The following is a 13,319-nucleotide window of genomic DNA, read 5'->3' on the forward strand; positions in this document are numbered from 1 at the left end:
GTTAATCGTCAGTTTTTTTCGGCTTACGGGGCCGACGACGGCTCTTGGTGCGGGCAGACGTTTTATTGAGTTCTCGCACCATGGTATTGCGACCTTGCTCATTACTGCGCTGCCATTGTTGCCACCATTGACTAAGCTCCAATAATTTGGGTTCTTGAGTGGCCTTGGCGCGTAATTCTAAGAAGTCAAAGGCGGCTCTAAAACGAGGATGACCAAAGGTTTGGAAGGCGCGCTTGCCGAAGCGACGATCAAGTCTTGCTTGTAGCTGCCAAATTTCGCGAATACCAGTGGTAAAACGTTTAGGTATTGCGACGCTCTTGCATTGTTGTTCTAGTAACCAGTTCATCGCCATGGCAGAGGCATCATGCTCGCCTAGTGATAATTCGATCAATAACTCGTCTTTCTTAATTTCCAATAAAGGCCACAGTAAAGCAGCGAAAACGAAGGCTGGCGTGACTTTTTGCTCGCCATTTACCCGTTTATCGGTGCTGGCTAGCGCCATAAGCATGAAGCGTAGTTCTGGTGATTCTTCATCCCATTGCTGTAATAAGGGTTTGAGTAAGGGGAATAATGGGTAAAGAAGTTGGGTTTCGGCCAACATCTTAAAGGTATCTCTTCCTTCACCGCTTAAAAATAATTTGAGGCATTCTTCAAACAAGCGGGCGGAAGGGATCTCTTTTAGTAGATGCCCATGTTGAGCAATTGGGGCTAAGCTCTCTGGCGCAATACTAAAATCGAGCTTAACGGCAAAACGTACCGCGCGGAGCATCCGCACCGGATCTTCTCGATAACGCGTTTCCGGCTCGCCGATCAGTTGTAAGCGTCGTTCGGCAATATCGGTAATTCCGCCAGCAAAGTCGACCACTGAAAAATCGGCGATATTGTAATATAAGGCGTTCACCGTGAAATCTCTGCGCTCGGCATCTTCTTCAACGCTACCGTAAACGTTATCTCTTAGCAGCATGCCTTCTTCACTGCGTTTCGATTCGTTGTTTGCAGCATCGCTATCGTGATGGCCTCGGAAGGTGGCAACCTCGATAATATCGCGCCCAAATAAAATGTGTGCTAAACGGAAACGGCGACCCACTAAGCGGCAATTACGGAATAAGGCTTTGATCTGTTCTGGTGTCGCATTGGTTGCAATGTCGAAGTCTTTAGGTTGTTTGCCGAGCAGTAAATCCCTTACGCCGCCACCTACTAAATAGGCTTTATAACCAGACTTATGTAAACGGTATAATACCTTGAGTGCATTTTCACTAATATCCTGACGGGAAATATTGTGTTCGGCACGCGGGATCACTTGTTGCACCAGTTTGGCCGGCTCGGCACTATTGGTTTGCATGATCCGTTTATATACTTTGGCGAGTTTGCGTAAAATGGGTGCCCCCTTGAGCGCGCATTATCTACATGGTGAAAATAAGGCGCTAATATAGCTTTTTTACACAAAAATACAACCAATTCACGGTTCTAGCATGTCGATCTTTGTCTATCCAGCCGGTCACTCTTTGCTGCTTCTTTATACAAAACAGTACGATGGCTTGGCGTGAGGCAAAGCAAATAAGCTCGCTGTTGGGACTAAATAAGTGATAGGAGCTATCTGTAAGCGCCGATGACAAAGCTTAGAGTCAGTTGATTGATGCGGGTTGGTATTATTCAATGCCTTAACGACTGAGCTTTTAATTCTTAGGCTAAAGGGAAGGTCTATCGGTGTAGGGCTTGGTGAGCGTTAATGGCTGTTCTTGTATCCACTTGAAGCCAAGTTGACTTCGAAATCCTAAGCGACTTTAGCGGAGCGCTGTTTTAGGGATTGTTTTTAGCTGCCAATTGATGACTGCCTCGGTCAATATTTGTTCACAACTGAGTTCAATCCAACCCGTTTCAACCGTTTGTCCTAGAAAGCCTAGCGCATGCAGCAACAGTTGTTGCGCTTGCTTGCCCGAAATTGAAGGCGCGTGATTCTGTTTACTCAGCTTATGGCCTTGTGCGTCATAAACCAGGGGAAGGTGGAGATAACGTGGCGCTGGCTGTTTTAGTAATTTAAAAATGCTCAGTTGGCGTCCGGTGGTGAAGATCAGATCAGCACCGCGTACCACCTCGGTAATACCTTGTTGGTAGTCATCCAAACTTACCGCAAGATTATAGGCGTACAAACCATCACGTCGCTGAATGATGAAGTCTTCTTCGGCTAAGGCTTGCGTAATCGAGACCTTGCCATACAGACCGTCTTGAAATTGATAAATGGGGTGGTCAGTCATCAAGCGAGTTGCTAAATCACCTTGCTTGGGTTGTTTATGGCGACAGTGGCCTAAATAGTAACCGCCATCGGCTTTAATTTGTTTGCGAGAGCACTGGCAAAAATAAGCTTTGTGGTCTTGTAAGCATTGGTCGATGAATTGTTGATAGCTGTCTAAGCGTTGGCTTTGGTAGCATACAGTTTGGTCCCAGTAGAGCGAAAACTGTTCTAGTTGTCTTAAGATCAGGCTGCTGGCACCGGGCTGCTCTCGGGGCGGATCAATATCTTCGATACGGACTAGCCATTGGCCATTGTGGCTTCGGGCCTGTAAATAACTGCCAAGGGCGGCAACCAGCGAGCCTAAATGCAAGGGGCCTGAAGGGGAGGGTGCAAAGCGGCCTACGTAGGGCTTAGTGTCCATAGTTAAGTGATGGCTAATAAGTTTAGGCAGAACGAAACTGAGCTCATCTCTGCCTAAACTTGAATAAACTAGCCTACCAGCTGCTTCTCTTTGATCTCAGCTAGGGTTTTACAATCGATACACAGATCGGCTGTGGGTCTTGCTTCTAAACGACGGATCCCGATTTCGACACCACAGGCATCACAAAAACCGAAGTCTTCATCAATCTTGAGCAAGGTCTTCTCGATTTTCTTGATCAGTTTGCGTTCGCGATCGCGAGTTCGAAGTTCAAGGCTGAACTCTTCCTCTTGAGCCGCTCGGTCAACTGGATCAGGGAAATTAGCCGCTTCGTCTTTCATGTGGGTAACCGTGCGATCGACTTCTTCACGAAGTTGATTACGCCACGCTTCAAGTATGATTCGGAAGTGGTCAATCTGAGCATCGTTCATGTACTCTTCGCCAGGCTGAGCTTGATAAGGTTCAACCCCTGCGATAGAGAGCACACCTAGTGTTTTCTTTTTGCCTTCAGGCATACTTCTCTCCCAAATTCCGTACGACTTTATTCGTTTAATAGTCGAGGATGTAAATTTAGGCGGGTATCTATATCAGAAAGGATTAGTTACCGCAAATAAAATGAAACGAATTTGCTATTGCCACCTAAGCTCAGTGAAACATTTTGGACTGTTTGTCGATTTATTAACCGCTCCTATATTTGTCAGGGAGAATGACTTACTGTTGATCAATTCAGCAGTGGTGCCGCTAAGGATCAAGTTGGTCCGTAAGGAATGGTCTGGCTTGAGTTTACTTAGCTTCGTGTTACCAATATGTGAATATAAGTATACACGTATATTGCAATATGCGGGTGATTTAATAGCTTGCTAATGGGTGTTGTAAAAGACAGGCCTGAGGGCTGAGACTAGCCTTGTAGGCTAGAATTTCCACGCCTTGTTGTTTTGCTTGTTCGAGCAAAGCTGCATATTGAGGATCGATGTGAGCGGCAGCCTGTACATTGTTAATACCGCTGTGGAGTACCGCAAACAATAGTACCGCACGATGTCCCTGTTGTTTCATCGCCATTAACTCTCGCAAATGTTTTTGCCCCCGATGGCTAACCGCATCGGGAAAGTAGCCTTTTCCTTGTTGTAATAAAGTGCAAGACTTGACTTCGAGATAGCATAGTGGCTTTTCAGGAGCGCTCAGTAAAAAATCGACGCGACTGTTCTCGCTTCCATATTTCACTTCGCGTTGGATATTGGGGTAAGCCTTCAGTTCGTCAATCTGCTGATTGTTTATTGCTTCTTCGACTAAGTGGTTGGCTTGAGCGGTATTCACGCAGATGATGTCGTTATTGGCTGTTTGGCAGAGTTCCCAAGTGAGGGCGTATTTGCGTTTGAGGTTACTCGATTGGCTATACCATACGGTGCTACCTGGCTCGGCACAGCCAGTCATTGCCCCCGTGTTGGCACAATAAATCGTGGTTTCGCTGCCGTCGGCGAGTCTTACATCGGCTAGAAAGCGCTTATATCGTTTGAGTAGGATCGCGGCTTGTAAAGGTGGCTTAAATTGCATGGGGCTGACTGTCGGTAAATGATTCGAGATGATTTGATGCTAGCATTTTCACGGCTGGCTTGCGTAGTGGTATCTTCGTTGTTCGTTACTTGGGTCGATCGCGCGAATTGGTTAAACTAAGCAGGTTTTATAATGATTTAAGTTTAGGAGCTGCTTTGAGTGCGTTACCGGTAGCACAGATTTTCCCTGCCTTGTTAGAGCAGTTCAGTTTACGGCAAAACTTTATTGTGTGTGCTCCGCCAGGAGCGGGCAAGTCGACAGCTCTGCCCTTGATGTTGCTGCAACAAGCCGCTTTCAAGGGGAAAATTATTATGCTGGAACCCCGTCGTTTAGCGGCTCGCAACATCGCCCAATACTTGGCGAGCCAATTAGGTGAAGCGCTTGGTCAGCGGGTTGGTTATCAAATGCGCGGCGATAACCGCCAGTCAGCGAATACCCAGTTATTGGTGGTGACCGAAGGGGTATTAACTCGTTTGATCCAAAGCGATCCTGAATTGAGCGGAGTCGGGTTGCTTATCTTCGATGAATTTCATGAGCGTAGTCTCCACGCCGATTTAGGTTTAGCGCTCAGTTTGGAGGTGCAGCAAGCTTTTAATCCCGAATTAAAGTTGATGTTAATGTCGGCCACTTTAGAAAGTGAGCATTTACAGCAAATCCTTCCCGATGCCTTATTACTTGAGAGTGAAGGGCGTAGCTTTCCTATTACTTACAGTTATCATCCGATAGCACGCGATTGGCAATGGAGCGAACGTGTGGCGCAACGCTGTATGCTGGCGGTATCAGAGCAGGTGGGGAATCTGTTGGTATTTTTGCCTGGTAGCGGCGAAATTCGTCAGGTGGCTCAATATTTGTCTGCTGAGCTGCCCGCTGAGCTAGAGCTGCACTGCCTATATGGCCAGTTGTCCTTGGCTGAGCAGCAAGCGGCAATCCAGCCACCCGCGCAAGGGAAGCGCAAATTGGTACTCGCGACCAATATTGCTGAAACGAGTTTAACCATCGATGGGATTAGCTGCGTGATTGACTGTGGATTCGAGCGGCAGGCGAGTTATCATGCAAGCAGTGGAACCAGCCGCCTGCAAACCAAGATGATCTGCAAGGCTTCGGCTATCCAACGTGCGGGGAGGGCTGGACGCTTACAAGCGGGCCACTGTTATCGCTTATATAGTGAAGAACAGTTAAATCATCGTCCCTTTGCCAATAGCCCAGAAATTTGTCGCAGTGAATTGAGTCGTTTGCAGATCGAATTGCTGCAATGGGGGGCTAATGCGGCAGAGTTAACTTGGCTGGATGCGCCGCCTGCGGCCCACTTAGCTCAGGCTGAGCAGCTGTTGATTGAGTTGGGACTGATGACCTCACAAGGGCGGCTAAGCCCAACGGCCGAGCGACTTGGCCGAGCGGGAATTGGACCGCGTATGTTTGCTCTTATTGAACAAGCTCAGCGCTGGCAGCAACAGTTTTCGCAAGCCGGCTTGGTATGGCGAGCTTGCCAATTGGTTGCCTTGTTAGAATTGAACTTACCCATTAAAGCCGATGAACCGAATCAAGCCATCCTTAACTTACAAGGCGCCGCGAAGCAACAATATAAACAGCAGCTTGGCCAGCTCGCTCAGCGTTTTAAGGTTACGGTTGCCGACCCCATCGATGCCAAATGGGATGGTTTACTATTGGCCCAAGCTTTTCCTGATCGGATCGCCTTAAAGCGGCAAGGAACGGCGTATACTTGTAGCGCGGGGTTTGGTTTAGAATTGGATGAGCAACACCCCTTGCTGAAACAGCAAGCGTTGGTGGTGGTTGATTTATATTGGCCAGAAGGACGTACTCAAGCGCGGCTGGCGCTAGCTTGTCCACTTGATTTAGCTGAGCTTGAAAGCCGACAAGCCGAGCGTTTTAGTACTCAGTTGTATTGCAGTTGGTCTGATTCGGCGAAACGAATTGTTGCGGAGCAACGTAAACAACTGGGGGCACTGGTATTACATCGACAGCCTTCAACTCGCTTTGAGCCTAGGCAAATTAGCCAAGCCTGGTTGCAACAAATACATAGTAAGGGTTTTGCCTGGTTACCGATTGGTGAACGAGCCCAAGCATGGTTACAGCGGGTATGTTGTGCTCAGCAGTGGTTTAGTGAATTGGCTTGGCCCGATTACAGTGAGCAGGCCTTGCTCGCCGAGGTTGAACAGTGGCTATTGCTGGATCTACAAGCGTGCCGTAGTTGGCAGCAACTTAAAAACCTTGATTGGTTAGCGTTACTTAAATCGCGACTCACTTGGCAGCAGCAACAGCAGCTGGAACAATATGCGCCGATCCACTATTTAGCGCCTTCGGGAAATCGAGCGACCATTCGATATCAGTTGGGGCAAGCGCCGATGGTGTCGATTAAACTGCAAGAGATGTTCGGCCAACCGCAGTCGCCACGGCTGGGGAATAAAATCGCTTTGACACTGGAGCTATTATCCCCTGGCGGGAAAGCATTACAGCGAACCCAAGATTTAGCCAGTTTTTGGCAATCAGCTTATATAGAAGTAAAAAAAGAAATGAAAGGGCGTTATCCTAAGCACCCATGGCCCGATGATCCGGTTCTGGCACAAGCCACCCATAAAACCAAACGTCAATTAAAGCAGTAAGGCAGTATGAGTCCAAAAGTGTCCCTTTCTACCCCAAAAAAAGCGAGTGCGAAGAAGCCGGCTGCTAAGAAAAAAGCGGCCAATAGTCGAACAAAGCCTAAATCAAGGGCACGCAGCAAGGCGAAACCATCTCGTAGTCAAAAGATTTCTTTAAAAAAACGTTTGTTTTCTTTGAGCTGGAAACTTGCTTTAGTGTCGACCCTATTGATTGCTGCTTGGGGGGTATTGTTAGATGGTAAAATTCAGCAACGGTTTAGCGGTGACAAATGGCAGTTACCAGCAGCTGTATATGGTCGAGAGTTACAGCTTTATCCCGGTTTACGTTTAAGTCGTAAAGAGTTGCAAGATGAGCTGGCCTTGCTGAATTACCGTAAGGTGAAGCGGGCCAAACATGGCGGTGAGTACGCCGTGTCTAAAACTAAAATAGAAGTGGTGCGTCGGCAGTTTGATTTTGCCGATGGTGTCGAGCCAGAGTTACCGATGTTACTTACCTTTGGTCCATCTCGTTTGGCCAAAATTCAACATCGTGATAGCGGAGAAGAGATCGCACAAACACGTCTCGATCCAGTGCTGCTAGAACGTTTAAATGTGACCGAGCAAGAAGATCGCTTATTTGTGCCGCTGGCTGAGATCCCCGATAATCTGAAACAAGCACTGATCCTCACCGAAGATCGGCACTTTTATCAGCATGATGGGGTTTCCATGATGGCCATCGCGCGAGCCATGTTGGTTAACCTGCGAGCGGGTCGCACGGTACAAGGCGGCAGCACCATCACTCAGCAACTAGCCAAAAATTTCTTTCTCACTCGCGAACGAACGCTTTGGCGAAAAATACAGGAAGCGTATATGGCCTTGCTGATTGATTTTCGTTATAGCAAGGATGAAATCCTTGAGAGTTACTTAAACGAAGTTTATCTGGGGCAAAATGGCAGTAATGCGGTACACGGTGTTGGTTTAGCCAGCTATTTCTACTTTGGCCAGCCGGTGAGTGATTTGTCGGTGGAACAAGTTGCGTTATTAGTGGCAATCGTGAAGGGGCCTTCTTATTACGATCCTTGGCGTCATACGCAACGCGCCACTGAGCGCCGTGACTTGGTGCTACGTATTCTTGCCGAAGCAGGAACTTTAACTGCTAAGCATTACAAACAAGCGGTACAGCAGCCTCTTGGCTTGAGTAAACGCGGTAGTATGGGTTACCAAAAAACCCCTGGCTTTGTCTCTTTGGTTCGTCGCGAGCTACAGCAACATGCAAGTAATTGGCGCAATTATAATGGGGTGAAGGTGTTTACTACGCTCGATCCTTTATCGCAACGGCATGCTCAGAGTGCCGCGCAAGCAGTACTTAATCAACTCGATAAGAGCCACAAAAAACAATTACAAACTGCGATGGTGATTAGTGAGCGACAAACCGGAGCAATTCGAGCGCTAATTGGCAGTCGGGAGCCTAATGACCATGGTTTTAATCGGGCTTTAGATGCGCGTCGGCAAATTGGCTCATTGGTCAAACCCTTCGTTTATTTAACCGCTTTAGAGCAAGGCCATCAATTGGGAGAATTATTGGAAAATAGCCCCTTATCGGTACGCCTAGATGATGGCTCAACTTGGCAACCAAATAACTACGATAAGCAGTTTAGTGAGCCGGTGATGTTAGTTCGTGCTTTAGCCGAGTCGCTGAATGTGCCGACAGTGCGTTTAGGTTTAGAGCTTGGTGTAAATTCGGTATTACAAACTTTGCAACAAGCGGGTTTAGAGACCAAAGCAAAACCTTACCCGGCCTTACTGCTGGGAAGCCTCAGTTTGTCACCTTACCAGTTGGCGCAACTTTATCAAACGCTAGGCGGTGATGGTGAGTATCGTCCGTTGTACGCGGTACATCAAGTGAATGACGGCCAAGGTCATGTTTTATATAAAGCGGATAGTGAGCCACAGCGCCGTTGGTCGGAAATGGCCAACTATCAGATTTTATATGCAATGAGTCAAGTGACTCGCAGTGGGACTGCTCGTTCACTAAAATGGCGGATCCCTAAGGTAGATTTGGCGGGTAAAACTGGTACCACCAATGATTTACGTGATAGCTGGTATGTGGGGATCGACCAACGAGAAATTGTGACTGTGTGGGTTGGGCGCGATGATAATAAACCGGCTGCTGTTACTGGGTCATCGGCGGCACTGCCAGTTTATGCTGCCTATTTAAAAACCTCTTATCCGCAATCGTTACGAGCCATGCAACCCGATCAATTGAGTTGGGTGCATTTTGCAAGCCGCGATGGGCGACCTACAATTGCGGGTTGCGGCGAATCAGTCTTGTTACCCGCACCAAGCAGTCAAGCCGAGTTGGCGAAAGGCTGTATCCAGCAGACGGCGAGCAAGGCAAAAACGTGGCTGCAAAGCCTCTTTAACTAATCTAAAGGACCGATCATGCTACAAGCAATTCAAGCGCAAGTGATGTTGCAGCTTCAAGACGATATGAATACTAAAGTTAATCCAGATTGGTTGCAGGCGCGCTCACCATTTTTACGCGCAGTTGTGATTGAAGGGGCAGAAGCCATTGAGCACCATGGTTGGAAATGGTGGAAGAAACAGCACTGTGATTTAGAACAACTGCAAATGGAGTTGGTAGATATATGGCATTTTGTGTTGTCAGAACGACTACTGCAGTTTGCGGGAAAGCATTCTTTGGCTGAGGATTCCATTTTTGCGAATATCGCTGAAACAAGCCTTGAGTTTGATGGCCAAAGTTACGTCTTCACTGAGCTTGATTTACTCGAAAAGTTAGAGCTGTTGATCGGCTTAGCGGCAGCTAAACGCACCAGTATAGGGCTGTTTTCTGCCTTGCTCCTTGATTGTAAAATGGATTGGCAATCCTTGTATCAACAGTATGTGAGTAAAAATGTACTTAATTTTTTCCGACAAGATAACGGTTATAAACAAGGCACTTACCGTAAAGTATGGGATGGGCGCGAAGATAACGAGCATTTGGTTGAATTGATGACTCAACTGGATGCAACGGCGGCAACTTTCCAGCAAGATTTGTATCATGCCCTCCAACAACGTTATGGCCGCTCTAAGTAGAGATATGTTCCATTTTGGCGCATGTTTTGCGCTTAGTTAGCGCAGTTTATTGAGCGGTGTAGATACCTTTGCAATTTTTATTTATATCATGCTAGGAAAATCGCAAAAAAAGAGTATATTCTGCTGTGTATTGACTTTGTTGTTGATTGAATTAGATATTTTTGTGAAATTTGGTTTTTGCCACGCCTTGGCCTTGTTATTGCAACAATTTATTTGTGGGTTTAGGCAGAGCGCCGAATACCAAATATTTTGTTAAGTTGTAGAGGTAAATAACATGGCTTTTTCTAGTTTTAGAGGTGCTTCAGGTGCCAGTTTTTGTCCAAGTAAATCAGCTGACGAACAAGCGCAGACGCCGACTAAGCCCAAAGTTAACTAATTGCAACATCACTCCTTTACCTCATGTGTAGCGAGAGTGAAGTATTTACTTTGAGTTCATGGTGATTTTGAACGGTTAATGACATTCGCTTAAACGAGTGTTGATTTTGCTACGCTATTGTTGCGTTGCAAGAGACGATTCCGCTTGCTTATTGGTTCACCGTCGCTGGTGGTTGCGCTTCATCTTGCGCTGATCGTTGGTGGATTGAAAAATATTCAATCGTAAAACTAGTGTTGCGCAGAGCCTTGCAAGAGTTTGTTTACTGCATCTGCAAGGCTGGGTGATGAGCGATTAAAGCTTAGGTATAACTGGTGCGATAACCGGGACGATAACGGTCGTTAAATGCCGATTGCTCCAAGAGCGCTTCGGGCAGTCGATGGCTGGCGAAGGCGGGCTTAGACTGTGATACTGGCGCTTGGCGACTTGCAGCAGGGCTAGCCTGAAATAAGTTTAATAATTCCTGTTCACGGATAGCTTCAAACATAACGAACTCCTATTGAATGTTCGCGCCATGCTGGCGCTTTAGCTGAATTTTTAGTCCGCCCGCAAGTTGGCGAGTAAATCGGCGGCAAAGCTAAGTTAGCAAATAGACATCCAGACGTCCATGCATTAAAGCTTATATCTCATAACAATCTGTTATTACATTGCAGGCTGAAAGAGATAAGATAAGCCGAACAGATGGATAAGGTGAGTACTACTGGCATGTTAAAACTGTTGTACCTGATCATTGGCTGGATATCAGTACTATTGGGTACCCTCGGCATTTTCCTTCCTTTATTACCGACCACGCCTTTCATGCTGTTGGCTGCGGTTTTGTTTTCTAAAAGCTCGCCCCGTTTTGAGCGTTGGCTGCAACAGCACCGGGTCTTTGGTCCCTTGATTGAGGATTGGCACCAATATGGCGTGGTTAGCTTGCGAGCGAAGTGCAGTGCGACCATCATGGTGCTTATTTCCGCTGCTTTGATGTTGTGGTTTCAGGTGCCTTGGATAGGTCGTATGGTGGCCGCTGCTTGTTTATGCTCGGTGATGATTTTTTTATGGACTCGGCCTTCCAGGCGAGATCCTTCCGATTAACATCAAGTTCTATTCTGCTGCTTGTGCGATCAGTGCAGCAGTATTGACCGCCGCAATTTTTACTCCGAAGCTTGTGATGTTAGGCAAGGTGCAATTGTGATGTAGGCGAATGGTCTCAGCGCTCGCATGAGGTTTGTCATGGGTGGTATGGGCATCGGCAACCAGTTCGACAGAATATCCCAAACTTGCCGCGCGGCGAATGGTGGTATCCACACAAAACTCGGAGGCATAACCGCAGACGATGAGGTGTTCAACTTGTAGGCTTTTAAGCAAGTCCCCAAGGTCAGTATTGAGGAAGCTATCGGGCGTGGTTTTTCGAATAAAATAGTCGTTGGTTTGGGTCTTTAGGCCCGCTTGTAGTTGCCAGCCATCACTGGCAAATTCGATCGCTGAGTTTGCTTGTTCGTGCTGAATATAAATCACTGGCTGATGCTTCGAGCGCGTCCATCGGCTGAGAACATTTATTCTTTCAATGACTTCATTTATTTCAAATGGTCTGGGTTCGGGATCAAACAAAACGCTTTGTACGTCAATGATTAATAGAGCGGATTTCATATCTTTCCTGCTTTTAATGTTTCATCAGCCATATTGCTTGAGTGTGAGCAATATGACTGATGATGGCTTGCTTAATTGAGTTGAGCGAAACAGCGCTCGGCCGCTGCAATGGTGGCATCGATATCCGCTTCAGTATGCGCATAAGAGGTAAATGAGGCTTCAAATGCTGAAGGTGCTAAATAGATCCCTTCGGCTAGCATTAGATGGAAAAACTGCTTGAAACGTTCGGTGTCACAGGCACAGGCCTGAGCAAAGTTGGTTACTTTTGGTTCTTCGGTAAAGAAGAAACCGAGCATCGCGCCAACTTGGTTGATGCTCAGTGGAATGTTTTGCCGCTCGGCTGCGTCTTTTAGGCCCTTGGCTAAACGTTCGGTTATCGCATGAAGATGTTGGTGGACCACTGGATCACGTAGTGCACTTAAAGAAGCTAAACCTGCTGCCATCGCGATGGGGTTTCCAGAGAGGGTGCCTGCTTGGTAGACCGGACCAACAGGTGCTAAGTATTCCATGATTTCTTTTTTACCACCGAAGGCGCCCACAGGCATGCCGCCGCCAATGACTTTTCCTAAGCAGCTGAGATCAGGCGTGACGCCGTAGTGTGCTTGTGCACCGCCTAAGGCGACCCGAAAGCCAGTCATTACTTCGTCAATAATGAAGACACTTTGATATTTATCACAAATGGCGCGTAGCCCTTGTAAGAAGCCGTCGACAGGTGGAATGCAGTTCATGTTGCCAGCAACGGGTTCGACGATGATACAGGCAATTTGCTCTGGGTAAGCGACAAATAAGGCTTCAACCGAGGCTAAGTCGTTGTAGGTGGCGGTGAGTGTATGTTGGGCAAAATCGGCAGGGATCCCTGGAGAGCTGGGTTGGCCTAATGTAAGGGCACCTGAGCCAGCTTTGACTAAAAGTGAGTCGGCGTGGCCGTGGTAGCAACCTTCAAATTTGAGGATCTTGTCGCGTCCAGTATAACCGCGAGCGAGACGAATGGCACTCATGGTTGCTTCGGTTCCCGAATTGACCATGCGCACTTGATCCATCGAAGGCACCAGTTCACATACTAAGTTCGCCATCTCAATTTCACTGGCAGTGGGCGCGCCAAAGCTTAGGCCTTTGGCTGCGGCATCAACCACGGCTTGGTGAATTTTAGGATGGTTATGACCAAGGATCATCGGTCCCCATGAGCCCACATAGTCAATATAGCTATTGCCATCGACATCAAAAATACGGGCTCCGTCAGCTCGTTCAATAAATAATGGGGTGCCGCCAACGCCATTAAATGCTCTTACGGGTGAGTTTACGCCGCCAGGAATAGTTTGTTGAGCTTGGGTAAATAGTTGTTCTGAAAGAGACATGAAGTAATCCTTTAAAATCGTCAACGAGGGCTGAAAAGCACCGAATGGCGCTCACTATAACAAA

The 13,319-nt window shown here is 47.3% G+C and carries 11 protein-coding genes; 4 read left to right on the top strand and 7 right to left on the bottom strand.

Translation table 11 applies throughout. From position 1 onward, the window contains the following. Window position 1: 1 nt before the first annotated feature. From pcnB to sfsA, 4 genes are all read right to left on the bottom strand, one after another. The gene (gene pcnB / locus ACRRSY_RS03365) at window positions 2-1,342 is read right to left on the bottom strand and encodes a polynucleotide adenylyltransferase PcnB (RefSeq protein WP_432454578.1); all 1,341 of its coding nucleotides are present in this window, start codon (window positions 1,340-1,342) and stop codon (window positions 2-4) included. A gap of 442 nt (window positions 1,343-1,784) precedes the next feature. Continuing rightward, the gene (gene gluQRS, locus ACRRSY_RS03370; protein WP_432464352.1) at window positions 1,785-2,654 is read right to left on the bottom strand and encodes a tRNA glutamyl-Q(34) synthetase GluQRS; all 870 of its coding nucleotides are present in this window, start codon (window positions 2,652-2,654) and stop codon (window positions 1,785-1,787) included. A 68-nt stretch (window positions 2,655-2,722) separates the two neighbouring features. Continuing rightward, complete coding sequence (gene dksA / locus ACRRSY_RS03375; RefSeq protein WP_432454576.1) at window positions 2,723-3,166, bottom strand: RNA polymerase-binding protein DksA; 444 nt, start codon at window positions 3,164-3,166, stop codon at window positions 2,723-2,725. 334 nt (window positions 3,167-3,500) lie between these two features. Next, entirely contained in the window at window positions 3,501-4,202 is a 702-nt protein-coding gene (gene sfsA / locus ACRRSY_RS03380; RefSeq protein ID WP_432454575.1) for a DNA/RNA nuclease SfsA, read from the bottom strand. Window positions 4,203-4,357: 155 nt separating this feature from the next. Here sfsA and hrpB point away from each other — a divergent pair, with 155 nt between their 5' ends. The 3 genes from hrpB to ACRRSY_RS03395 are packed head-to-tail and all read left to right on the top strand — an operon-like array spanning window position 4,358 to window position 9,895. Continuing rightward, window positions 4,358-6,823 carry an ATP-dependent helicase HrpB gene (hrpB, locus tag ACRRSY_RS03385; protein WP_432464353.1) on the top strand — a complete coding sequence of 822 codons (2,466 nt, stop codon included), beginning with the start codon at window positions 4,358-4,360 and terminating at the stop codon, window positions 6,821-6,823. 6 nt (window positions 6,824-6,829) lie between these two features. Next, window positions 6,830-9,226, top strand: coding sequence for a penicillin-binding protein 1B (gene mrcB, locus ACRRSY_RS03390; RefSeq protein WP_432454573.1), 2,397 nt, complete (start codon window positions 6,830-6,832; stop codon window positions 9,224-9,226). Between the two features lie 15 nt (window positions 9,227-9,241). After that, window positions 9,242-9,895 carry a dUTP diphosphatase gene (locus ACRRSY_RS03395; protein ID WP_432454572.1) on the top strand — a complete coding sequence of 218 codons (654 nt, stop codon included), beginning with the start codon at window positions 9,242-9,244 and terminating at the stop codon, window positions 9,893-9,895. 674 nt (window positions 9,896-10,569) lie between these two features. Here the strand turns inward: ACRRSY_RS03395 and ACRRSY_RS03400 are convergent. After that, the gene (locus ACRRSY_RS03400) at window positions 10,570-10,755 is read right to left on the bottom strand and encodes a hypothetical protein (RefSeq protein ID WP_432454571.1); all 186 of its coding nucleotides are present in this window, start codon (window positions 10,753-10,755) and stop codon (window positions 10,570-10,572) included. 218 nt (window positions 10,756-10,973) lie between these two features. Between ACRRSY_RS03400 and ACRRSY_RS03405 the strand changes: the two genes are divergently transcribed. Beyond that, window positions 10,974-11,345 carry a YbaN family protein gene (locus ACRRSY_RS03405; protein ID WP_432454570.1) on the top strand — a complete coding sequence of 124 codons (372 nt, stop codon included), beginning with the start codon at window positions 10,974-10,976 and terminating at the stop codon, window positions 11,343-11,345. A gap of 9 nt (window positions 11,346-11,354) precedes the next feature. Here the strand turns inward: ACRRSY_RS03405 and ACRRSY_RS03410 are convergent, their stop codons facing one another. Then, window positions 11,355-11,900 carry a cysteine hydrolase family protein gene (locus tag ACRRSY_RS03410; RefSeq protein ID WP_432454569.1) on the bottom strand — a complete coding sequence of 182 codons (546 nt, stop codon included), beginning with the start codon at window positions 11,898-11,900 and terminating at the stop codon, window positions 11,355-11,357. A 71-nt stretch (window positions 11,901-11,971) separates the two neighbouring features. Beyond that, entirely contained in the window at window positions 11,972-13,255 is a 1,284-nt protein-coding gene (gene hemL / locus ACRRSY_RS03415; RefSeq protein ID WP_432454568.1) for a glutamate-1-semialdehyde 2,1-aminomutase, read from the bottom strand. Between the last annotated feature and the right edge of the window lie 64 nt (window positions 13,256-13,319).

The sequence above is a fragment of the Agarivorans sp. QJM3NY_33 genome (assembly GCF_050870865.2).
Taxonomy (GTDB): Bacteria; Pseudomonadota; Gammaproteobacteria; order Enterobacterales; family Celerinatantimonadaceae; genus Agarivorans.

Bases quoted from the DNA above. Each gene is read 5' to 3' on its own strand.
- ACRRSY_RS03400 (WP_432454571.1), bottom strand. From the start codon at position 10,755: ATGTTTGAAGCTATCCGTGAACAGGAATTATTAAACTTATTTCAGGCT.
- pcnB (WP_432454578.1), bottom strand. From the start codon at position 1,342: ATGCAAACCAATAGTGCCGAGCCGGCCAAACTGGTGCAACAAGTGATC.
- ACRRSY_RS03395 (WP_432454572.1), top strand. From the start codon at position 9,242: ATGCTACAAGCAATTCAAGCGCAAGTGATGTTGCAGCTTCAAGACGAT.
- dksA (WP_432454576.1), bottom strand. From the start codon at position 3,166: ATGCCTGAAGGCAAAAAGAAAACACTAGGTGTGCTCTCTATCGCAGGG.
- ACRRSY_RS03410 (WP_432454569.1), bottom strand. From the start codon at position 11,900: ATGAAATCCGCTCTATTAATCATTGACGTACAAAGCGTTTTGTTTGAT.
- mrcB (WP_432454573.1), top strand. From the start codon at position 6,830: ATGAGTCCAAAAGTGTCCCTTTCTACCCCAAAAAAAGCGAGTGCGAAG.
- gluQRS (WP_432464352.1), bottom strand. From the start codon at position 2,654: ATGGACACTAAGCCCTACGTAGGCCGCTTTGCACCCTCCCCTTCAGGC.
- ACRRSY_RS03405 (WP_432454570.1), top strand. From the start codon at position 10,974: ATGTTAAAACTGTTGTACCTGATCATTGGCTGGATATCAGTACTATTG.
- hemL (WP_432454568.1), bottom strand. From the start codon at position 13,255: ATGTCTCTTTCAGAACAACTATTTACCCAAGCTCAACAAACTATTCCT.
- sfsA (WP_432454575.1), bottom strand. From the start codon at position 4,202: ATGCAATTTAAGCCACCTTTACAAGCCGCGATCCTACTCAAACGATAT.